This window comes from Aneurinibacillus sp. UBA3580 (assembly GCF_002375825.1).
Taxonomy (GTDB): domain Bacteria; phylum Bacillota; class Bacilli; order Aneurinibacillales; family Aneurinibacillaceae; genus Aneurinibacillus; species Aneurinibacillus danicus.
In genome coordinates, this window is sequence record NZ_DFMZ01000008.1 from 24,693 (window position 1) to 47,342 (window position 22,650).

Annotated in this window: 19 protein-coding genes and 1 riboswitch; of the genes, 15 read left to right on the forward strand and 4 right to left on the reverse strand. The window is 47.4% G+C overall.

Annotated features, from left to right (window positions below; translation table 11 throughout):
* Nucleotides 1-43: 43 nt before the first annotated feature.
* Nucleotides 44-1,516, reverse strand: coding sequence for a PLP-dependent aminotransferase family protein (locus tag B2899_RS01550; protein ID WP_286883531.1), 1,473 nt, complete (start codon nucleotides 1,514-1,516; stop codon nucleotides 44-46).
* Between the two features lie 313 nt (nucleotides 1,517-1,829).
* Nucleotides 1,830-1,915, forward strand: a riboswitch (cyclic di-GMP riboswitch).
* 173 nt (nucleotides 1,916-2,088) lie between these two features.
* Here B2899_RS01550 and B2899_RS01555 point away from each other — a divergent pair.
* From B2899_RS01555 to B2899_RS01570, 4 genes are all read left to right on the forward strand, one after another.
* Nucleotides 2,089-3,741: a pyridoxal phosphate-dependent decarboxylase family protein gene (locus B2899_RS01555; protein ID WP_286883603.1), complete on the forward strand. Its 1,653-nt coding sequence runs from the start codon at nucleotides 2,089-2,091 to the stop codon at nucleotides 3,739-3,741.
* Nucleotides 3,734-5,416: a methyl-accepting chemotaxis protein gene (locus tag B2899_RS01560; protein ID WP_146811265.1), complete on the forward strand. Its 1,683-nt coding sequence runs from the start codon at nucleotides 3,734-3,736 to the stop codon at nucleotides 5,414-5,416. Before B2899_RS01555 ends, B2899_RS01560 begins: the two co-directional genes overlap by 8 nt.
* 248 nt (nucleotides 5,417-5,664) lie before the next feature.
* On the forward strand, nucleotides 5,665-7,032 hold the full coding sequence (locus B2899_RS01565) for an MATE family efflux transporter (RefSeq protein ID WP_286883535.1): 1,368 nt from the start codon (nucleotides 5,665-5,667) through the stop codon (nucleotides 7,030-7,032).
* 189 nt (nucleotides 7,033-7,221) lie between these two features.
* Nucleotides 7,222-7,440 carry a hypothetical protein gene (locus tag B2899_RS01570; protein WP_146811267.1) on the forward strand — a complete coding sequence of 73 codons (219 nt, stop codon included), beginning with the start codon at nucleotides 7,222-7,224 and terminating at the stop codon, nucleotides 7,438-7,440.
* A 199-nt stretch (nucleotides 7,441-7,639) separates the two neighbouring features.
* On the opposite strand, the gene B2899_RS01575 is transcribed toward B2899_RS01570, so the two are convergent.
* Nucleotides 7,640-8,398 (reverse strand): SDR family NAD(P)-dependent oxidoreductase, encoded by a 759-nt coding sequence (locus tag B2899_RS01575; protein ID WP_146811268.1) that lies wholly within the window; start codon nucleotides 8,396-8,398, stop codon nucleotides 7,640-7,642.
* Between the two features lie 137 nt (nucleotides 8,399-8,535).
* On the opposite strand from B2899_RS01575, the gene B2899_RS01580 reads away from it, so the two are divergent.
* The 6 genes from B2899_RS01580 to addA all read left to right on the forward strand — a co-directional run bounded on the left by B2899_RS01580 (nucleotide 8,536) and on the right by addA (nucleotide 18,785).
* The gene (locus B2899_RS01580) at nucleotides 8,536-8,697 is read left to right on the forward strand and encodes a hypothetical protein (RefSeq protein WP_170230326.1); all 162 of its coding nucleotides are present in this window, start codon (nucleotides 8,536-8,538) and stop codon (nucleotides 8,695-8,697) included.
* Between the two features lie 140 nt (nucleotides 8,698-8,837).
* Entirely contained in the window at nucleotides 8,838-9,395 is a 558-nt protein-coding gene (locus tag B2899_RS01585) for an HXXEE domain-containing protein (RefSeq protein WP_146811269.1), read from the forward strand.
* Between the two features lie 100 nt (nucleotides 9,396-9,495).
* Entirely contained in the window at nucleotides 9,496-10,401 is a 906-nt protein-coding gene (locus B2899_RS01590) for a hypothetical protein (protein WP_286883540.1), read from the forward strand.
* A gap of 227 nt (nucleotides 10,402-10,628) precedes the next feature.
* Nucleotides 10,629-11,339 (forward strand): NAD-dependent deacylase, encoded by a 711-nt coding sequence (locus tag B2899_RS01595; protein WP_146811271.1) that lies wholly within the window; start codon nucleotides 10,629-10,631, stop codon nucleotides 11,337-11,339.
* 64 nt (nucleotides 11,340-11,403) lie between these two features.
* On the forward strand, nucleotides 11,404-14,952 hold the full coding sequence (addB, locus tag B2899_RS01600) for a helicase-exonuclease AddAB subunit AddB (protein ID WP_286883543.1): 3,549 nt from the start codon (nucleotides 11,404-11,406) through the stop codon (nucleotides 14,950-14,952).
* Nucleotides 14,949-18,785 carry a helicase-exonuclease AddAB subunit AddA gene (addA, locus tag B2899_RS01605; protein WP_286883545.1) on the forward strand — a complete coding sequence of 1,279 codons (3,837 nt, stop codon included), beginning with the start codon at nucleotides 14,949-14,951 and terminating at the stop codon, nucleotides 18,783-18,785. The genes addB and addA overlap by 4 nt, the downstream gene beginning before the upstream one ends.
* Before the next feature lie 185 nt (nucleotides 18,786-18,970).
* On the opposite strand, the gene B2899_RS01610 is transcribed toward addA, so the two are convergent.
* Nucleotides 18,971-19,558: a 3D domain-containing protein gene (locus tag B2899_RS01610; protein WP_286883547.1), complete on the reverse strand. Its 588-nt coding sequence runs from the start codon at nucleotides 19,556-19,558 to the stop codon at nucleotides 18,971-18,973.
* Between the two features lie 166 nt (nucleotides 19,559-19,724).
* Between B2899_RS01610 and B2899_RS01615 the strand changes: the two genes are divergently transcribed.
* The 3 genes from B2899_RS01615 to B2899_RS01625 all read left to right on the forward strand — a co-directional run bounded on the left by B2899_RS01615 (nucleotide 19,725) and on the right by B2899_RS01625 (nucleotide 20,525).
* Nucleotides 19,725-19,898, forward strand: a complete 174-nt coding sequence (locus B2899_RS01615) for a hypothetical protein (protein ID WP_170230327.1) — start codon at nucleotides 19,725-19,727, stop codon at nucleotides 19,896-19,898.
* A 27-nt stretch (nucleotides 19,899-19,925) separates the two neighbouring features.
* Complete coding sequence (locus B2899_RS01620; RefSeq protein WP_146811274.1) at nucleotides 19,926-20,174, forward strand: DNA alkylation repair protein; 249 nt, start codon at nucleotides 19,926-19,928, stop codon at nucleotides 20,172-20,174.
* Nucleotides 20,175-20,264: 90 nt separating this feature from the next.
* Complete coding sequence (locus B2899_RS01625; RefSeq protein WP_146811275.1) at nucleotides 20,265-20,525, forward strand: YqkE family protein; 261 nt, start codon at nucleotides 20,265-20,267, stop codon at nucleotides 20,523-20,525.
* A 132-nt stretch (nucleotides 20,526-20,657) separates the two neighbouring features.
* Here B2899_RS01625 and B2899_RS01630 read toward each other — a convergent pair whose 3' ends face one another.
* Nucleotides 20,658-21,176: a DUF309 domain-containing protein gene (locus tag B2899_RS01630; RefSeq protein WP_146809640.1), complete on the reverse strand. Its 519-nt coding sequence runs from the start codon at nucleotides 21,174-21,176 to the stop codon at nucleotides 20,658-20,660.
* Nucleotides 21,177-21,583: 407 nt separating this feature from the next.
* On the opposite strand from B2899_RS01630, the gene B2899_RS01635 reads away from it, so the two are divergent.
* Nucleotides 21,584-22,231 carry an energy-coupling factor ABC transporter permease gene (locus tag B2899_RS01635; RefSeq protein ID WP_146809641.1) on the forward strand — a complete coding sequence of 216 codons (648 nt, stop codon included), beginning with the start codon at nucleotides 21,584-21,586 and terminating at the stop codon, nucleotides 22,229-22,231.
* Entirely contained in the window at nucleotides 22,215-22,493 is a 279-nt protein-coding gene (locus tag B2899_RS01640) for a PDGLE domain-containing protein (protein ID WP_146809642.1), read from the forward strand. The genes B2899_RS01635 and B2899_RS01640 overlap by 17 nt, the downstream gene beginning before the upstream one ends.
* The last annotated feature ends 157 nt before the right edge of the window (nucleotides 22,494-22,650 follow it).

The following is a 22,650-nucleotide window of genomic DNA, read 5'->3' on the forward strand; positions in this document are numbered from 1 at the left end:
GGCTGAGATGCCATGGTGATTTTGTGTAAAGGTCAAAGGTTTGTTATACAACGGGTGTTTTTCTGTAAGCCGTGGTCGTTTCGATAAACGATCTGGCCGCCCGGCATAGCTCCCGTACGCCTTCCTGCAGTTCCCGTTCATTCATATATGAGAAGCTGACCCGCAGAAAATGATGCTTGGATTCGATTGGATAGCACGCCGCGCCCGGCAGAAACGTAATCTGGTGGTTCCGCGCATAGATGAGAAAATCTTCCGTATCCACCTGCGGCGGCAGAGCCAGCCACAAATTCACTCCGCCCTGAGGCGTAATCCAGCTCACGCCGGACGGCATGAGTTCCGCAAACAAATCTGTCATCATATCTCGTCTTAGCTTAAGGGCGATGCGCAGTTTTTTGACATGATTGCGCATCCGCTCCGAGTTGAGCAGGGGAAGGATTGCTTTTTGTGTCAGCAGCGGACTGCCCAGATCCGTATTGCCTTTGGCAGCAACCAATCGATGGAAAATTGTGCCTGCTGCCGCCAGCACACCGATCCGGCAGCCGGGAGCGAGAATTTTGCTTAAGCCTTTCAGATAGATAACATGGCCAAGCGGGTCCATGCTTTTTAAAGACGGCGGCGGCTGTTTTTCGAAATAAATCTCGCTCCACGGATCGTCTTCAAGAATCAGGCATTGCATATCATGCGCAATATCAAGAAGTTGACGCCTCCGCTGTGTGCTCATTACCGTACCGGTCGGGCTATGGAACGTAGGCATCGTATAGATCAGTTTCGGTTTGTATTTCTCGCACAGCGCTCCCAGCATGTCTACCCGCATGCCCTGTTCATCCACAGGAACGGGTAGGATGGTAGCGCCGCGGGAACGAAACACATCGATTGCCGCAGGGTATGTAGGCGCTTCTGTCACCACAATATCTCCTGGTCCAATAAATGTGCGCGCAACCAAATCGATGCCTTGTTGAGTTCCGTTCGTAATCAGAATTTCCTCAGGCGCACACTCGATTTTCTTGCCACGCAAATACCCAGACAATGCTTGTCTTAGCGCCGCATCTCCCTGCACCTCTCCGTAAGTAGAAAGAATGCGCGGCTCCTGGGCTAAAATCCGCTGAATTTCCTGTTCCAGATAGCGATTCGGCAGAAGCCCCGGATCAATCGTAGAGGAGAAAAATTCAAAACGCGCGGAAATCTGATGGTAGCGGGAAAATTGCGCACGCGGCAAATAATCAGGTACGGAAAGCTGCCAGTCGAACGGAGATTCTCGCTTTACGAAGGATTTTTCTTCTTTTTTGCGGATGAATGTTCCTTTCCCTTGAATCCGAACGATAAATCCGTCTTCTTCTAAAGTGTTATATGCTTGAACCACGGTCATTAAGCTTACATTGATTTGCTTGGATAAACTCCGTACGGAAGGGAGGGGAGCACCATCTTCCAATAAATCAGATTGAATGCGGTCAACAATCGCCTGATAAATCTGCTTGGCCAGCGGAACGTGGAGATGTCGATTGATTTCTATTTGCATATCTGTGATCTCCTATAAGTGTTATAACTGTTCTATATACAATCATAATACATATAACAGTTGCCTGAGAAGTATCTATTGGGGAAATAAGATATAATTTCGCGGATTTTTTGCCAATCAAACGGTTGAATTGATTCTAAAATTTCCTTTCATCATAAATCAGAATACATTCAGTCAATTTTTATACTGTAAATCATTTTCAATATTTTTAAAAATACAGCAATGATGTTTATGGTTGAAATTGTTATATTTATTGGTAAAATATTTCTGATGAAAAGTTCCTAGTTATCTATATCTATATTCATATTCATATATTCGATAAAGGCAAACCTATTGAAAAATAGGGACGCAAAGCCATGGGTCTAAGGTTTCTAATAACTATGACAGCCGGTTGCCGAAGCCACAGCGCTTACTTCTATGTCTGTAAAACTAGCAGATTTTTTCATGCAGACTTTCATATATATAGAAGTGAACACAAAAAGCTTAGGACCCAGGCTATTCCGAATAGAGGATAGTCTTTTCTTTTTGCATGAAAACATAAAGAATAAAAGAATGGAGTGGACAGCATGAACATGGTAGAAGTGCAATCCTTATTTCCTAGTGAAGATGGAAACAAACAAAGACAACAAGAACTATTACAACTAATTGAAACATTGGTTAAGGAATTCGACGCACTAAAAGATCCAAACCTTTCTACACTCGGTCCAATGCGCGAAAGAACAGGGGAATTCTACAAAGAGATTATGGATTCTGCACAAGCGCCTCAACGTGGTACAAGTATGCAGGAAGTGTTACAGGAACTTCTTAAACTTGCGGAAGGACATCCATACCATACACGAAACTTTGTTACAAACGTCCTGCCAATGGCTAGTATTCCTGGCATTATCGGAGCGTTGCTAACGACATTGTTAAATGGCAACAATCTGTGGGATGTATACGGTCCGGCAGGAGCGGAAGCGGAAGTGAAAGTCATCGCGATGATGACGAAGCTTGTGGGCTACGATGTCAAACACTCGTGGGGCTATACGACATGGGGTGGACAAGGGGCTGTATTTTCCGGATTGCGCCTTGCTATCGCCAAGCAATTCCCGCGTGCCAAAGAAGAAGGAGTGCCGAATAACTTGTATTGCTTCGCTTCCGAAAACGCACACTACAGCCTGCTCAAATCGATGGAAGCAACTGGCATCGGCAGCAACCATTTAATTACGGTTAAAACTGACCCTACCACACATGCGATGGATGTAAAGGATTTGCGGGTAAAAATGGAGCGCGTAATCAAGGATGGCGGGATTCCGATTTATATTGTAGCTACGACAGGTGCCACCGATTCATTCGGTATTGATGATGTTCAGACAATCAAGCAAACAGCAGATGACGTGACAAAACAATATGGACTTTCTTCTGTTCATATCCATGCAGACTCTGCACTCGGCGGATTTTACTGCTTATTCAACCAGTATGATTTTGACCGCAATCCGCTGAATTTCGAAGCACCATTATGTGAGAAGCTACTGGAGATTCGTGAAAAAATGCGGCATTTGCATCTGGCGGATAGCCTGTGCTTTGATTTCCAAAAACTTGGCCAAACGCCGTACTTAACAAGCCTATTTCTTGTAAAAAACGGAAAAGATATCGGATTGCTTGATTTGCATGAATTCGAAACACCGTATGTCGGCAACCGTGGATACGGCAGCTACCATACAAGTTATACACTTGAGTGCTCACGCATGGCAAGTTCCATTGCGATATATGCCGCATTGCTCGCGTTTGGAGTGGAGGGCTACCAACAAATCCTGGCCAATTATGTACGCGTTAATATGGCATTCCGTGAAAAGCTTCTATCCGTCTTCCCGAATGTGGCGATTACGAACGAAAACAACCCAGGTCCGATTACGACGTTCCGCTTTTATCCAGGTCAGCCGGAATGGCAGGAAGAACAGGCAGGTCGTCTACCAAGCACACGCATCGTAAACAACAACGAGTGGAACTATCCAATTTTCGAGCAACTGGGTAAACAGCGTGAACGCGTCTTTTTCGGTGACACGACAAGACAGTGCCTGATTGATGCGCAGGATTCCGCAGAACGGATTCCGGTTTACGCCGTCAAGTTTTTCTCTATTTCCCCGTATACAACGGTCGATACGCTTGATGACATCATATCTTTCCTGTTGGAACAGGTAACGCAAACGGAAGCACAGCGGAAGGTGGAAACAGTGCATGTTTAAGATAAGTCATTCGATTAGCAAAAAAATCACCGTTTCTTTTGCGCTATGTATCCTGGGCTTATCGATTATATTCAGCTTTATTTCGTACAAGATTTCAACGGGAATTGTGAATGAGTATGTGCTTCCTCAATTTGAAAGTACGCTTAAAACAAACATTCGAGTACTGGGGCGTATGATTGATAAAAACGTGGTCAATCAAGCAGACAGCGGCTCCGATAGTGCGTATAATACTCTGTTGACGTTTTTAAATGAACAAAAACAGCAAATGGGCGTAGAAAACGCATATGTGCTCGGTAAAAAAGATAAAACCTATATCGTAGCACTGAGCGAAGCAGCAGAACAACGTAATAACGACTATCCGTTTACAGAAGAAATGCTAAGAGCTTTCGACGGTACATCACAAGTAAGTGACATTTACAAGGATAGCTACGGAGTGCATAAATCCGCATTTATTCGGCTTAGTGGCACTAATACGATTCTCGGCATCGACATGGATGCAAAGTTTGTATCTGAACTTAACCGATATATTATTATTGTCAGCATGATTGCTACCCTGGTACTTATTGTGTTAGGTTGTGCTGTCGGTTATGTCGTTGCCCGCCGAATCTCAAAACCGATTCTGCTTTTGGCAGATCATACAAAAAAAGTAGCAGAAGGCGATTTACGCGAGGAAATTTCCGTGCCAGGCCAGGATGAAATCGGCATGCTTGCTGCAAGCTTCAATCAAATGCAACTGCAATTAAAAGATATGATGCAGAAGGTAGCAGCGACATCCAATCATATACTTACTTCATCCGAACAATTATCGAAAAGCTCGCAATTGACAAGCGAGATGATTCATCAAATGGTAGCCGCTACCCAGGAAATCGCATCTGGAAGCGAAACAATGGCGCAAGCCGCAGAGGAAAATGCGAAAGCAATGGAAGAAATCGCCTCCGGCATTCAACATATCACCGAATCGTCACTGGCCATTTCGGAAGAATCATTGGAAGCATCACAAGAAGCAAACGAAGGGAACCGCCGTATTCAACAGGCGATTGCACAGATGCGTTCCATTTCCAATTCGCTATCTCATTCTACGATGCTTGTTAGAAAAACGAATGAACGGACGAACGAAATTGGTCATGTTGTAGAATTGATAACAGATATTTCGAGTCAAATTAACTTGCTAGCTTTAAACGCCGCCATCGAAGCTGCCCGTGCAGGAGAATACGGCCGCGGATTTGCTGTGGTGGCTGATGAAGTACGTAAACTGGCTGAGCAGTCGGCAAATTCCGCAAGTGAAATTACAAGTTCACTGCAAGCGATTCGGGAAGACTCCATCAAATCAGTAGAAGCCATGAATCAAATGACCGGCGAAGTGCAGGCTGGTTCCGATATGGTATCTCAGGCGGGACAATCATTTGAAAGCATTCTCCATCTGATTCAAGATGTTTCTGAAAAAATTCAGATGATTTCCGCCGTCACCGAGGAAGTATCAGCAAACGCACAGCAAATCTCGGCAGCAGCCGAGGAAACGTCGCAAATTGCGAGCGAGTCTCTGGATCACACCCGGAAAATTGCCGCAAGTTCTCAGGAACAATTAGCTTCTATGGAAGAAAATGTGCGAACTGCACACGTTCTTCATGAGCAAGCAGACGAACTACAAAATATGTTAAACAAATTTAAAGTATAGTGGATGTCATAAAAGCCAGAATGCATATCTGATGTGTTCTGGCTTTTTTCTTGCCACGATTACTTCAAAAAACGAGACCCTGTTTTTATATGTAGAAACAAAGTTGGAGACGAAAAAGCCACATTCTTTTATTCGTCTCTTTTTCTTTATAGCCAAAATTAATGATTCACAATATTTACCTGATGTGATAAGGTAGCCATGATTATGATTATTTTTCGTAAGGATTTTTTAATAATAGGGGAAGAAACATGAGACAGACATATTCTTTAAAACAAAAAAACCGTCAGTTGCTGGAAATCTTATTGCCGATCCTTGTTACCCAGCTTACACTGTATGCGATGAATTTCTTTGATACCATTATGTCAGGGCATGCCAGTCCAAGCGATTTGGCTGGCGTGGCCATCGGTTCTAGCATCTGGATGCCTGTTTTTACAGGATTAAACGGAATTATGATGGCTGTAACCCCAATGATTGCACAGCTTTTAGGCGCAGAGAAAAAGGAGCAAATACCATTTACCGTTTTGCAGGGTGTCTATTTGTCACTCGTGCTTGCCGTACTTGTCATGGTTGGTGGCGGCCTGGTGCTTTCTCCTATTTTAAACGCAATGGATTTAGACACGACCGTACGCGATATTGCATACCGCTTTCTTCTCGCCATTGGAATCGGAATTGCTCCGCTTTTTATCTCCACGGTGCTTCGGTGTTTCATTGATGCTCTCGGCTACACAAAAGTGACCATGGTAATTACGCTCGTTTCTCTGCCATTGAACGTGATCCTGAATTACATACTGATTTACGGTAAATTTGGCTTCCCACAATTAGGTGGGGTAGGGGCAGGGTACGCATCGGCTGTGACATATTGGTGTATCGCACTGTTAAGTATATATGTTATCCACCGAGTACAACCGTTTTCGGGCTACCGGATATTCCGCCAGCTGTATCGCCCTTCGCTCGCGGCGTGGAAAGAACAACTGAAAATCGGGGTACCCATTGGCTTTTCTGTCTTCTTTGAAACGAGTATTTTCGCAGCGGTGACCCTCCTAATGAGCGAATTCAGTACGGCAACAATCGCTGCACACCAGGCGGCGCTCAACTTCGCATCGCTTTTGTATATGGTACCAATGAGCATTGCCATGGCGCTTACGATTGCAGTCGGATTCGAAGTAGGGGCACAGCGGTTCAAAGATGCAAAGCAGTATAGCTATCTTGGCATTGGCATGGCGGTAAGTATGGCATTGTTATGCGCATGCTTCTTATTCTTCTTTAGTGAACAGGTAGCAGCGTTATACACAACTGATACAACCGTGTTGCAACTAACCCGGCACTTCTTGATATACGCAATCTTCTTTCAGTTATCTGATGCTGTTGCTGCGCCGATTCAAGGGATATTACGCGGATACAAAAACGTCAATATCGTATTTATTATTGCGCTTGTGTCCTACTGGATTATTGGGTTGCCGATCGGATATATGACCGCTAACTATACATCGCTTGGCGCGTTTGGCTACTGGATTGGCCTAATTACGGGCCTGCTGTTTGGGGCTATCGGCCTTTCGGCGCGCTTGCTGCGTATACAGCGCCGTTTTGGGCAAGTGAACGAACAGCACTGTGCTTAACCGCGTGGGTATGTAAGAGTATTTGTCTTTTTATGGCTAATGCGATATAATTTAAATATTAAGAACATAATTTTCCATACGGTTTACCTGTATGGAAAAAATCTGGAAATTACCGGTATGCAACTCGACAACAGCTTTTCTCACATACTTTATAAATAAATGATTTAATTCGTGGACAGGGGGATGAGTATGGATAGCATTCAAGGCACATATCGAATCATCGACGGAAGCGGTAAATTGTCTCTCGAAAATAATGAGGTTGTTTCCCTTGTAGTGGGTAAAGCGCTTAAGATTAAGCATCCGGAGCACGGATGGCTGCAAGGCATCTACCAGGGCAGCGGCGAAGTCGTGCATCCGCATGGAACCTATCAATTAAGGGAAGGCGACGCCATACGCATTCTGAAGTAAATATACAATCAAGCTGTCCTCTACCAAAAGGGAGAGGACAATTTTTTTCTATGAAAATCATGAGAAAAGAAGGAGGAGAAGAAAGAAGATCCGGGGAAGAAAAAGGCCTTCGCCTTTTTCTATATTGAAATCATCCCTTCGTTCTTCCCTCTCTTTTCCTTCGTACCGTAAAAGTCAGTCACCCTTCCTCTGTCATCGGCTAGAAGTTGCTGCGGGATTGTCCGCCGTCCACATTGAGTGTGGCGCCGACCACCCAGGACGCTTTTTCCGACGCCAGAAACAGCGCCACATTGGCAATCTCTTCTACTGTTCCGAAACGGCCGGCCGGAATTTCGCTTTTTACAAACCGCTGAATTTTCTCGGGATTCTCTTTGAGCCGCTTCTGCCAATTGCCGGTTGGATGGAGAATCGCGCCGGGCGCAATGCCGTTGACTCGAATGCCGAACGGGATTACCTCGTTCGCCAGCGCTTTCGTAAAGCTAATCATGGCCGCTTTTGCTGCGTTGTAGGTCGGTTTGCCACCCGATTCCCGACCATAGATCGAGCTTATATTTATAATACATCCCGCTCCTTTTTCCTTCATAACGGAAACAGCCCGCTTGCTTAAATCAACCGCAGAATAGAAGTTGAGGTTCATCGCGGCTTCAAATAATTCGACATCCGTTTCCTGGATGGCTCCTCCATTGCTTCCGCCTACATTATTAACGAGAATGTCTATGGTACTATAATGCTCTATCACTTGCTCCATTACGGATTTCCGCGCTTTCGGATCTGTCAGGTCAGCAGGCAGTACAAGAGCGTCTTTTATTTCGGATGCTGCCTCTTTTAATTCTTTTTCACTCCGTGCCGTAATGGCGACTTTTGCGCCTTCCTTATGAAACGCTTCAGCGATCGCCCGACCGATTCCTTTGGAGCCACCGGTCACCAGCACGATTTTATCCCGTAAACCCAAATCCATCGTATCACGCCTTTCCTGTATCTTTTGCAGTGTTCGTTAGGATTCTCTTTCATCATACCATACGGTTCATATGCATAATCATATAAGACAAAACGGCATCGGTTACCGTATATACCTTTCGGCGGGGAGGAGTCGGTATGGCGATTTATTCGGGGGAGAAAATCCTGTTTGACATTCAGACGGACCAGGCGCTGGATGCACTGCTGGCGGCACAAGAAAAAGGAGATGCGCATGCGGCGGCGGAAGCGAAAAATGCGTTGGGGGAGCTGCAAAAGAAGCGGATCATTTTAGAACTGTAATATGGATAGATCAAAACTCGAAACTCGGCCTACTGTGCTGCTTTCGGGTTTTGTTTTTATTGACAAAACCTGATCGATTAACATATAACTAATTTAAAAGTTATATAACTTTTAAGTTAGTTATATGGAGGAGGATCGAAATGGTTGAATGGTTAAATCAATCCCTAGAAATTGGTACGGTAATCTGGTTGTTCCCTATTATTTTTATGCTGCATGATTTTGAAGAGATTTTCACTGTAGAGAGCTGGCTGAATAAGAATAAAGCGACGATGTACAATCTCCTCCCTGCCCGCCTGCAGTCGTTTCATGGTTTCTTTGAAAGACGGTTTCCCATCAAGACGGCCCAGTTTTCGGTTGCGGTCGCCTGGATTTTTCTATTGCTGTCGGCCATTACGCTGTTTACGGTGCAGTCGCTGCCGGATGGCGGGTCGTTCCTGGTGGTATATATTGCAGCGCTTCATATTTTATTTGTGAATGTGTTTACCCATGTAGGGCAGGCGATTCTGTACCGGGGTTATACGCCGGGTGTGATAACGGCTATCGCGCTTTTGTTTCCGTACAGCCTGTATACGTATTACCGTTTGCTGCTGGAGGGCTATATTGATTGGCAGGTTATCTGGACCGCTTTTCCGCTCAGCATAGTTTTACTGCTGCTCATTGTGCCGGGACTTATACTGGGACGAAAAGTGATTTCCTGACATAAAGCGCACGCTGGCCGCCGCGTTTTTTTGAAAAAGAAGGGAATGGCGAGGGAAAAATGGAAAGTTATTTAGTAGCTGATGACTAGGAGGAGTGCTTATGAGAACCAGTTTTGAAGAGATTGTTGATCTAGGAGCCATTGGTGGCGAAAATACAAAAAAAATGAATGACTTATTAGCCCTCGCGAATTTAGAAGATCAAACTCCTTCCGATCTAGATGCCACAAGGGTATTGCTAATCGGGATTGACTTTCAAAATGATTTTATGGAGAATGGGGAGCTGGCAGTTCCAAATTCACATAAGGACATAGGTAATGTAACAAAGTTTATTTATAACAATTTAGAAAAGATCACAACCATCGCAGTTTCTCTCGACACTCATCAAATACATCAAATTTTTCATCCTAGTTGGTGGGTCGATGAAAATGGTAATCACCCAAATCCATTTACAATTATAACTGCTAGAGATGTTAAGATGGGAAAATGGGTTGCGGTTGAGAAACAAGAAGAGAGTCTAGAATATGTCCAAAATCTTGAAAAGCTAAGTAAAAAGCAATTGTGTATATGGCCGTATCATTGCATTGAAGGAACGATGGGAGCTGCCTTAGAAGGTCAATTTTCAAATATTGTTCATTTCCACTCGTTTGTCAGAAAATCAACAATAGAAAAAATAGTAAAAGGTAAAGACCCTTTAAGTGAAATGTACGGGATTATTAAACCGGAATATGATAGAACAGATTATTGTAATGTTGAATTTTTAGAAATGATAAAATCATATGACAAGATTATTATAGCAGGAGAAGCCAAGTCCCATTGTGTCCTGGAATCAGTTCGGCAAATTCTCGAATATTACGCAGACGAAAAGGATGTTACTTCAAGATTATACCTATTAGAAGATTGCATGAGTTCAATACCAGGATTCGAATCAGCAACAGAGGAAACATTTAGCAAGTTTAATAAGGAATATCAGGTAAATATCGTTAAATCAACTGAATTCTCGCTATAAGCTTAATCGTTTCAATAACTGTAAATTCATGTGGATTCATATTATAATAGAAGGGACACTGCAAGGAGGCGAGGTGCTTATTTTGAAAAATATTTCAAAACCACTCAAAGCCTTACTGCAGACATGTGTGACAACGAGAAAGATAAAGCAGGAAGCCTTCTCGACCTTGAGCAAGGCTTTTTGTATGCTTATCGTAGTTCGGAGTAAGAAAAGGAGACGATGGAGAAATGCTGGAAAATTGGTTGAAAGAGTCAAAATACGCCGTCGTTTTTTCCGGAGCAGGAATGTCAACAGAAAGCGGAATCCCTGATTTCCGTTCCCAACAGGGAATCTGGCGCCATAAAGACCCGACCAAACTGGCCAGTACATTTGCCCTGATGCATAACCGGGAGGAGTTTACCGATTTCTATCGTGGACGAATTGACATGCTGACACGCTATCGTCCGCACGCCGGACACGAAATTCTGGCCAGATGGGAGAAGGAAGAACGCATCCAGTCTATCATCACGCAAAATGTGGATCGTTTCCACCAGCAGGCGGGCAGCAAGAATGTGGCCGAGTTGCATGGCACGATTAACCTGCTGCGCTGCCTGGATTGCGGGCGAGAGTATCCGGGCAAAAAATACCTAGAAACCGGAGGAGAAATATGCGCATGCGGAGGATTCTTAAGGCCCTGTGTGGTGCTGTTCGGTGAGGCTCTGCCGGAAGAAGCGCTGGACATGGCAGAGAGGGAAGCAATAAAAGCCGATTTGTTTATCGTGCTGGGCTCATCGCTTCAGGTTTCCCCGGCAAACTATTTTCCGCAGCTGGCCAAACGAAACGGAGCGAAGCTTGTCATTGTAAACATGGAGCCAACACCGCTTGATTCGATGGCTGATCTCGTTATACACGAACGGAAAATAGGAGAAGTACTGGCAGAGACAGATAAAAAATTGTAGTTTATGCGAACGAATGATCTAATATACAATAGAGAGAAATAATGGAAAAGGGGGTTGGAGAAACATGGCCCTTCGTATAGTTCTCGGCCGGGCCGGAAGCGGAAAGAGCGCATTATGCATCCGTGAAATTTGCGATCGTCTGCGGCAAAAACCGATGGGAAGTCCGCTGATCTACCTTGTTCCACAGCAGATGAGCTTCCAGGCAGAGTATAAATTAGCGGCCCAGTCCGGTCTTCCGGGTACAATGCGCGCCCAGGTATTCAGTTTTCGCCGCCTGGCATGGAAGATACTGCAGGAGACAGGAGGACTTGCCCGTGTACATATTGACAGCACCGGCATTCAAATGGTGCTCCGTCGTATTCTGGAGAAGCGCGGCAGCGAGCTGCGCGTGTTCGGCCGTGCCATGTCAAGGACCGGTTTTACCGAACAGCTCGAAGAGATGTACGGGGAACTGGTCCGCCACGGGATGACGGCGGAAGAGTTGCTGCGGCAGAGAGAGGCGCTAATCCGGAAAAGCGATGGGGAGACAAGCGGTTTTCTATCTGATAAGCTGCATGATATGCATGTAATCTACGATGAGTTAGAACGTTATCTAACGGACCGTTATCTGGATGCTGAACATTATTTGCCGCTGCTTGCGGAACGGCTGGGTAGATCCCGCTATATTCGCGGAGCGGAAATCTGGGTGGACGGGTTTGACCATTTCGTACCCCAGGAGCTGGCGGTCCTGCGCGCTTTGTGGGAGAATGCGGGCGATATGACAGTAACGCTGACGATGGACCGGCCGTATGAGAGGGAGGAAGAAGTAGACGAGCTGGATTTATTTTACACAGCTCAAGTTACATACCGAACCTTGACAGAGTTAGCAGAGACAAGCGGCGTGCGTGTGGAAACACCGATACAGCTTTCTTCCGAAGACCGTCCTGTGGCCCGTTTTGCACATAATCCGGCACTGGCCCATCTGGAAGCGCATTACGGCAATCGCCCTATCCGGCAATATCAGCACGAGACACAGACTGTTCGCATGGCGGCGGCCGCCCACCGGCGCGCCGAAGTGGAAGGGACGGCCCAGCGCATTCTGTCCCTTGTACGGGATCAAGGATACCGCTTTCGCGATATAGCGGTTCTCGTACGGAATATAAAAGAGTACGAACACCTATTTACGACCGTTTTCGAAGATTACGGAATTCCCGCATTTCTTGATGAGAAGCGGCCGATGCTGTACCACCCGTTGACCGAGTTTATCCGTTCGGCGCTGGAGGTCATTCGCTATAATTGGCGGTACGAAGCGATTTTTCGCTGTGTGAAAACGGAGCTGCTGCTTGCGCGGGAGGCGGATGAGACAGCGGAGGCTATGCGGCATCGAATTGATAGATTGGAGAACTATGTACTTGCGCACGGTATGGAAGGGTACCGCTGGACCGACATGAAGCGGGAATGGAAATACCGGACTTACCGCGGACTGGATGAGAATTCCGTAGAGACGGCCGCCGCCATGCGGCAGAGCGACGATGAGCTTATGCTGGAGAAAGAAATCAATGAGCTGCGTCAAAGAATCGTCGCCCCTCTTCTCGGGCTGGAGCAATCGCTGAAGAAAGCAAAGCAGGCACGCGGCCTTTGCGAAGCCCTGTACCTGTTTCTTATGAAGTTGAATGTGCCACAGCAATTGGAGAGGTGGAGCGAAGAGGCAAAAGACGACTCCCGCTTAGAACAGGCCCGCGAGCACGGACAAGTATGGCAGGCGGTCATCAATATGCTCGATCAAATCGTGGAAGTGATGGGCGACGAGCCAATGGATCTGAATACATTTGCGTCTATCCTCGAGGCGGGAATGGAGAACCTGACATTTGCGCTTGTACCGCCGGCGCTCGATCAGGTGCTGGTCGGCAGCCTGGATCGTACCCGATTCGCAGGCGTAAAGTGCGCCTTTATTCTCGGCATCAACGACGGCGTCATTCCGGCGCGGCCCAAAGAAGACGGCATGCTGTCGGAAGAGGAGCGGGAGACGCTTCTGGCAAACGGCATGGCGCTTGGACCGGGAAGCCGGCGCAGATTGATGGAAGAAGAGCTTATGCTGTATCGGGCACTCACATCCGCTTCTGAACGGCTGTTTCTTAGCTATGCGCTCGCGGATGAAGAAGGGAAAGGCCTGCTGCCGTCGGGGGTTATGAAACGCATGAAGGAAATGTTTCCAAAAGTAAAGGAAGAATTCATCACAATCGAAGCAGGCGAAGTAGCTGCCGAAGAAGAACAGCTTGCCTTTCTGGCCAATCCGTCGCGCGCGCTTTCATACGTAAGCGTGCAGCTTCAGCAGTGGCGGAAAGGATATGGCATCGCTTCGATCTGGTGGGATGCGTACAACTGGCTTACGCGTGAATTTCCGGATCAGCAGGCGCGCATTACCCGCAGCCTTTTCTATCGAAATGAAGAGAAATCGTTAAGGGAAGAAACGAGCCGGGAGCTTTATGGTTCCAAAATCAGGGCGAGCGTTTCACGTATGGAGCGATTTCAAGCGTGTCCGTTCTCTCACTTTGCTTCACACGGACTAAAGCTACGCGAACGAGAGATGTACCGGCTGGAAGCGCCCGATATCGGGCAACTGTTCCATGCCGCGCTGAAAATGATAGGCGAGCATATGGAGAAGCATCAGATGGAATGGGGCGCCCTGGAGGCGGAACAGATGCGCAGGCTCGCCGCCGAACAGGTCGATGCGCTGACGCCGCTCCTGCAAAAAGAGATTCTTCTCAGCACCAAACGCAATCATTATTTAACATATAAATTGAAGAACGTGGTCGGACGCGCCGCCGTTATGCTGGGCGAGCATGCGCGACGAAGCCGGTTTACGCCGCGGGCGCTTGAGCTTGCATTCGGTCCCGGCGCCGACCTTCCGCCGCTTATATTCGAGCTGCCAAACCAATGCACGATGGAGCTTATCGGACGCATTGACCGGGTTGACGGCGTGGAAGGGAAGCAGGGCCTTCTGCTGCGCATTATTGACTACAAATCTAGCGCCAAAGATCTGGCGATTGAAGATGTATACTTCGGCCTGTCTCTGCAGATGTTGACATACCTTGATGTGCTGATTTCCCAGGCGGAAGCGTACTTCGGACAGGCGGCGTTGCCGGCCGGCATTCTGTATTTTCATGTACACAATCCACTATTGCGTTCATTGATACCTTTATCCGGGGAGAAAATCGAGAGCGAAATCCGCAAACGGTTTAAGATGAAAGGGCTGCTGGTGGAAGATGAAGAGATTATCCGGTTGATGGATACGGAGCTTGGCACGGGATATTCGGATATTCTACCTGTTGCCCTGAAAAAAGACGGGGGATTCTACAGCACATCTAAAGTCATCTCCGCTGAGCGGCTTGATCAGCTGCGCAGCTATACGCGCAGCGTCATTAAAGAAATCGGGGTGCGCATTACGGAAGGCGATGTCTCTATCCATCCGTACCGCCATAAGAAGCGGACAGCCTGCGCATTCTGCTCCTATAAATCGGTCTGCCAGTTCGACCAGATGATAGAGCCGGGCGAATTCCGGGTGCTGCGTCAGGAAGAAAAAGAGACGATGTGGCGGACAATTGCAGAGAAAGGAAAGGGGGAGAGGGGATGAGGACGCTGGAAAAACCGGTGGATAGCACATGGACGGACGAACAATGGGACGCGATTGCCTCACGCGGTTCGAATGTGTTGGTCGCCGCGGCGGCCGGCTCGGGAAAAACAGCCGTGCTCGTCGAACGCATTATCCGGCGGATTACCGATGAGCACCATCCGCTTAGTGTGGATAACCTGCTGGTGGTGACGTTTACGAATGCAGCGGCCGCCGAGATGCGGCATCGAATTGGCGCCGCGCTGGAGAAAGCAGCCGCCGCCCAGCCCTCCTCGTACCTGCGGCGCCAGTTGACACTTCTGAACCGGGCTTCAATTACGACGCTGCACTCGTTCTGTATGGAAGTGCTGCAGCGCTATTATTATCTGATCGGTATTGATCCGTCCTTTCGGATTGCTGACGGTATGGAAGCGCAGATGTTGCGCCAGGAAGCGATCGATCGGCTGTTTGAAGAAGAATATGAGAAAGACGGGAATAATCCGTTATTTTTCCGTCTTGTGGATAGCTATACGGATGACAGGGGGGACGAGGCGCTTCAATATCTGGTGCTGAAGCTGTATGACTTCGCCCGCAGTCATCCGTGGCCGGAACACTGGCTGGATGAGATGGCACGGATGTATAAGGTGGAAAATCTTGAAGCGTTTTATGAACTGCCATGGTTTACGCATCTGAAAAACGATGTGCGGCTGGAGTTGAACGGGGCGCTTGAACTGCTGCGCCGTGGGGCGGAAGTTGCACAGATGAACGGCGGACCGACGCCCTATCTCACTAACTTTCAAGAGGATACCGCGCTTATCGAAACGCTGCTTACGCAATGTGACGGAACATGGGATGCATTATATGAAACGTTCCAAAACGCGAAGTTCGGCAAATTAAAGCCGTGCAAGAAGAATGAAACTGACGAAGTGCTTGCAACCAGAGCAAAGCAACTGCGCGAGCGTGTAAAAAAAGTGGTGGAAACGCTGAAGGAAGAAATGTTTGCGGTTCCGCCCCGGGCTTATTTTGAATTTACCCGCGAGATGGCGCCGCTGATTGACAAGCTGATTGAGCTGGTGCGCCGCTTCGGTGAGCGGTATAGCGTGCTTAAGCAGGAAAAAGGCCTGGTCGATTTCTCCGATTTGGAGCATTACTGCTTGCGCATTCTGCTTCATGAAGATGCCACGCCGGATCGGCTGCTTCCTTCGGCCGCTGCACTGGAATACCGAACACAGTTCGGCGAAGTCCTGGTCGACGAGTACCAGGATACGAATGAAGTTCAGGAAACGATCGTCAGCCTCGTGACAAAAGACGGCGAGGCGAATGGCAATCTGTTCATGGTTGGAGACGTAAAGCAAAGTATTTACCGCTTCCGTCTGGCCGAGCCGGGACTGTTTCTACACAAGTATAAAACCTTTACGACTGACGGAAAGGGCGGCGGTAAACGGATTGATCTGGCGAAAAACTTCCGCAGCCGCCGTGAGGTGATTGATGGTACGAACTTTATTTTCAAGCAGATTATGACTGAAACCGCCGGAGAAATTGAGTACGATGATGCTGCACAACTGGTGCTCGGTGCGCTGGACTATCCGGAAGAAGGGGTCGATTCTTGCATCGAAGTGTTGCTTATCGATCGCAGCGAAGAAAAGGCGGGAGCGACAGAAGAAGAATCGGCTTACAACAGCGGAGATACAGATGAAAAGGATACGGATGCAGACGCACTGGCAGGGAGTGAGGCATCAATGGATGCGTCTGAGCTGGAAGCGGCCCAGCTGGAGGCACGGCTTATCGCCGGCAAAATCAAAGAGTTGGTCGGCGCAGCCGGTGTTCCACCGTATCTCGTATACGACAAAGCAAGCAAAACCATGCGGCCGGTACAGTATCGTGATATTGTCATCCTGCTTCGCTCGGCAAGTCAATGGGCACCGGTTATGGCCGAGGAACTCAAATGGCATGGCATTCCCTCGTACGCCGAGCTGTCCGACGGCTATTTTGCCGCAACGGAAATTGAAGTGATGACGTCGCTTCTCCATGTCATCGACAATCCGTTCCAGGATATTCCGCTCGCCGCCGTATTGCGCTCACCGTTGGTTCAGCTCAATGCGGAAGAGATGGCGCAAATCCGGCTGGCACTAAAAGACAAAACATATTATGAAGCAATGCTTGCCTATCTGGAGCAGAATGATGAGACGAGTTCCCCATTCTGGAAAAGGCTAAATGAGTTTCATGGTCAACTGCAAAAGTGGCGCACTGAGGCACGCCAGGGGGCGCTGTCCACACTGATCTGGAAGATTTACCGCGAGACGGGCTATTATGATTTTGCGGGCGGGTTACCGGGCGGCAAGCAACGTCAGGCCAATCTGCGCGCTTTGTACGACCGCGCCTGTCAGTACGAAGCCACATCGTTCCGCGGCCTGTTCCGTTTTCTGCGGTTTATCGAAAAAATGCAGGCACAGGGCGGGGACCTGGGGACGGCGCGCGCCCTAGGAGAGCAGGAAGACGTCGTGCGCATCATGACCATTCACAAAAGCAAAGGGTTGGAATTTCCGGTCGTGTTCGTCGCCGGACTTTCCAAGCAGCATAATTTCCAGGATTTGAACGGGAACTTCCTGTTACACAAAGAGCTTGGATTCGGCCCGAAATACGTCGACCTGGAACAGCGTGTCAGCTTCCCTACGCTGGCGCACACGGCTATGAAGCGGCGTATGCGTTTGGAGCAACTGGCAGAGGAGATGCGGGTGCTGTACGTGGCGCTGACCCGGGCACGCGAGAAACTGTTCCTGGTTGGCACGGTGAAGAATCTGGCCGCCTCCGTTGAGAAGTGGGCCCAGCATGCGTCCACGCCCGCGTGGACGTTGCCGGATTACGAACTGGTAAAGGGACGGACGTATTTAGATTGGATCGGCCCGGCACTACTGCGCCATAGGCACGCCGAATCGCTGTATGCATTGATTGGTGAAGCGGAGCGTGCCCCCGCATTTGTTCGTAATCATGAGTCCCGCTGGTCGGTATCATGTTTTTCTTCCTCTTCGCTTTTGATTACGCTTGAGGAAGAGAAGCAAACGCAGCGTGAGATGGAACGGGCGGTTGCCGAAGGCCGACCTGTTCCCGTTGCAGGTCCGTATCAGGAAACGGTCGAGTGCCAGCTTTCCTGGAGTTATGCGTACAAACCTGCGACTGAGCATTTATCAAAAATGTCCGTATCCGAGCTGAAACGACGGAGACAGGCGGCGATCCAGGCAGAAGAGCTGGGCGGACCGTTGTATTTACCCGATTTGTTCCGCAGCGAAGCAGCAGAACGCCCACAATTTTTGTCCGAAAAGAAGCTAAATGCGGCAGAACGTGGCGTTGCAATGCATACGGTCATGCAGCAGCTTCCGCTTGACAGAACGCTTACGGCGGAAGAGATTCGGGAAGAAGTCAACCGAATGGTAGAGCGGGAGCTGCTGACACCAATGGAAGCAGAAGCGGTTGATACGGCGCAGCTTGAGCAATTTTTCCATAGCGAAGCCGGCCATAGGGTCAGGGACGGCATTCGAATCTACCGTGAGATACCATTCAATTTATCGCTTCCGGCCCGTGAAGTCTATCCGGATTGGGCAGAGCACAAGAAAGTGGTTCCACAGGAAGAAACCGTGCTTCTGCAAGGTGTCATCGACTGTTTAATCGAGCTAGAAGACGGATGGGAATTGCTTGACTACAAGACGGACAGCACGACTGACCTCACGGAGGCACTGCTTAAAGCACGATATAAGGAGCAGTTGGCAAGCTATGCCCGTGCTGTCGAAGAAATTACCGGACAGCCGGTTCTCAGGAAGATTTTGTATTTCTTCGATGGCGCAAAAACCCTATATTTGTAAGGTTTTCATACAATAAATGGTACACTTCGTTTTATAAAGAAACGATAACATTTCAGTAAAAATTTACTCATTGAATCAACAAAAATATCAGGTAATATTTTAAGTGTTCCTAAGTTAGGAAAGTATTTTTGCTGAATATGTTGTCACTGTTTTTGCGGGTACAGAACATTTCTGTGCCCGTTTTTTTATCGTCGTTTTCGCTTGCCATCGCCCCACTTGACAACATAGACATCGAGTGACTGCCGTCCGAATTGTCTTGCCTGCTTCGTGCTCGATACAAAGACATCAATCTTGTTTCCTTTGATTGCACCGCCCCGATCATGAACGGTTCGATAGCCAACCCCTTCAATATAAAGAACCGTACCGAACGGGATATGCCGCCCGGCGGCCACCGTGTAACCAACTTTTGTCCGGTGGCCGCTGGCCGTAATCCCGTAAAGGGGGTGACGCGAGGATTTCCCCGTCTCTGAAAGACCGTTTGTGTATGCGGAAATATTACCGCGGAACTTTTTCAGGTAGTGGACAGGTGGATTCTTGCCCGTAAACATCCCCCGCTCGTCCAGATTTTCACTATGTACGGCCGCAGCAAGCGGTGAACGTCTGGCACTGCTTTTCGGCAGTGCTTTCGTAAGGGCAGACGAAGTATATGTAAGGATTCTTGTTTCCTTTACACTTGCTGCCTTTGCTATGGTGTCCCCGTCTTTTGCGGGTCCAAACCATATCACCAGCACCAATCCCAACAAGAAACAGATGACGCGTAGAAGCTTGTTCATTTGATCTCCTTTCTCCCTATCAATCTAGCGAATGTTCGCCCACTTTTCTTCATTCATATGGGAAAGATACATCCGCTAGAACCTTTTTCTAATTACAGGAAAGCTGTGCATAAAAATCCTCGTTCGTCGCAAGCTAAAAAAAAGAAGAAGGGAAGGATAGAAGAACATGATGGGGCGGGAGGAGATCGAGAAGTTGATCGCCGATATTCAGCAGGAGCAAATCCAGGCCGCACTAAATGCCAGTAACCGGCCCGAAAGCAAAGAAGTATATAAAGAAATCGGCCGTGCTAGAGGGTTGGCCTATGCGGTTGGGTTGTTGAAGGAAAAACTGCGAAGATAATACTTCATACAAGGAGATGAAAGCATCATGCCAACACCGTATTTATGTCCTGCCTGCAAAAGCAACCGAACCCGGTTTGCAATTATCGACCAGGTTCCCCGCTATGTAAAAATGGACCCGCACAACGGGGAAGTGGTACAGGAGTACGAGCAGGAAACACTGGATGCGTTTCATATGCCGTATAAAGGAAGCGCACGCCGAATCCAGTGCGGCGCCTGTGGATTGACCGAAGATGAGCAGACGTTTATCGCCATGGCGAACAATTACAGAAGATAAGAAAGAGCGGGGCGGTTGATGAAATGTTTTCAATCGCCCCTTTTGATGGTATGATAAAAAAACCATATTCTTCAAGAAGGGGAGAGCGAGATGGCGAAACAGAAAAGAGAACGGAAACCGGCCCCATCCGGAGCACAGGCGAACGACCAGGGAGTCTCGCTGCGTGATCGCATTGATAAAGATGCATTGGAGAAGCTGAAAGAAGCTTCCCGTACGATGCGGGAAGCGGAAGAGAAGCGCAAAGCGGAAGAGCGAGAGAAAAGAATCGCGGAACAGAAAGTGAAAGAGAAAAATAAATCGTTCGAGGAGTTGCTTGCCGAAAGTAACCTGGACTGGAAGAAATTTAAGTAAAAACCACCCGGCTGTTCCATTGGAACGTCCGGGTATTTTTTAATGTATTTTCCCTCGTACCGCAAAAGTCAACCGTCCTTCCCATGATTTTCATGTCAGGGTTGCGGCTGAGATGCCATGGTGGTTTTATAATTAAGAGGAGGTATGACGACGACGCTGAATCTCAGCTTCCCGTTCGGCCAGTACACCGCTGCGATCCCTAAGTTTATGCTTATGCAGTAGAAACTCATTTTGTAAATCGCTTTGAGACAACCACCGCACATTCCGTTCACTGCAGCGGTTTTCACATGCACGAAGCAGCGAGTTAAGCTGGATAGGAAGATCCATGTCTTTGTATGGTTTTTCCTCATGAATTTCTTGTTTTCTGACTATTAAACGATCGATTAACTCTTGACCATTAAATCCATACCGATTCAGTTCTTCTACATTCAAACGCTTGATGGCGCCAGCAATCATTTTTGCCGCGCCGGAAAAATTCCCGCGCCGGTGATGATAGAGGCCGACCGCAATCTGAATGAGTCCAACCCACATATCGCTGCGTTCCGTTTGGTGAAAGCTTTTCCAGTACTCTTCAAGTACTTCATGACATTCAAAATAGTCTCTATCTGCATGGAAGTATACAAGATAATCAATTAACGCTTGAGGATACATATAACAACCCCGCTTCTTGAAGGCTCGTGTTCTTAATAATAATTATACCAAAAAAGCTAGAGGGTAAGGATACGCGTAAGAACAAAAGATAAAGATCTAGAAATCGAATGACGGTATTAAAATACTGCGTACAATTATAAAAACATAAAAATGCCAAAAAACATTTAGTGCTACTTATTTACACAGTTGTGTTACGCTGTTAAAATTAGAATAATGTAAAAATAACAAATATAATCGCTTTTTAGAGAAGAAACTAACACCACTATATTGGAGAGGAGGGCAGCATTATATATTTCGTTCTGCATAGAGGAACATATTAGATTATTTAGCTACCGTGTCGTGTTACACTTATAACAATTAGTACCACCTTTTTTATCAATGCAACCATTATATTAGGAGGAGATATCATGCATATTCCAGATGGAATATTAGATCCAAAAGTTTGGGTCACCACAGCCGCGGTATCTGGATTTGTGTTAGCAAAGAGTGTGAAATATTCAAAGGAAAAAATGGAACAACGTGCGGTTCCAGTGATGGGAGTCATGAGTGCCTTTATTTTTGCCGCGCAAATGATTAATTTCCCTGTACTGGGGGCAGCTACTTCCGGCCATCTGATTGGCGCAGCATTGGCAGCGATTTTATTTGGTTTTTGGCCGGCGACCTTAATCATGTCAACCGTGGTGACCATTCAGGCGATTGTTTTTCAAGATGGCGGAATTACAGCGCTAGGCACTAATATTCTAAATATGGCAATTGTAGCTCCCGGAGTTGCAGCCATCATCTATAAGCTATTGGAGCGAATCAATCTTCCTTCCTCTGTCAAAGTATTTGCTTGTAGTTGGTTTTCAGTTTTCATTGTTTCCATAGTAGGAGCTGTTGAATTGGCGTTATCCGGTGTAGTATCGCTTGAATTGGCTGTAAAATCTTTGGCCTTCTGGCATTCATTCATTGGAATCGGAGAAGGGATCATTACTGCCGTTATTTTACCGTTTGCTTTAAAATCTTCATTTGGGATCGCTATGAAGGGAGGAGCTTCACATGAAATCACAAGTTAAAAAATGGTTGATTGCCTCTTTGTTGATTGCCGGGATCTTGTCTCTGTTTGCTTCATCCCATCCGGATGGTTTTGAAAAAGCGGGTGAGGAAACCGGATACATAGAAACAGCTACCGCTTTACTCGCCTCTCCTTTTCCGGACTACACCATTCCCTTCATGGATTCTTGGGTGTCTAATAGTTTGGCAGGAATCATCGGAGTGATTATCACTTATTTTCTATTTACGACACTTGGTAAATTGGTGGGGAGAAATACCCGATGAGATTTTTGATCGATCATCCTCCTTTACGGATTGTCGCTTCCATGGTGGTGATCATCATGGGAGTATCCGTCCATCGATTAGATACCATCCTATACCTTTTGATTCTTGGACAGGGCTGTCTCCTCTTAGAGAAAGTCCCTGTCCGTCTTTTATGGGA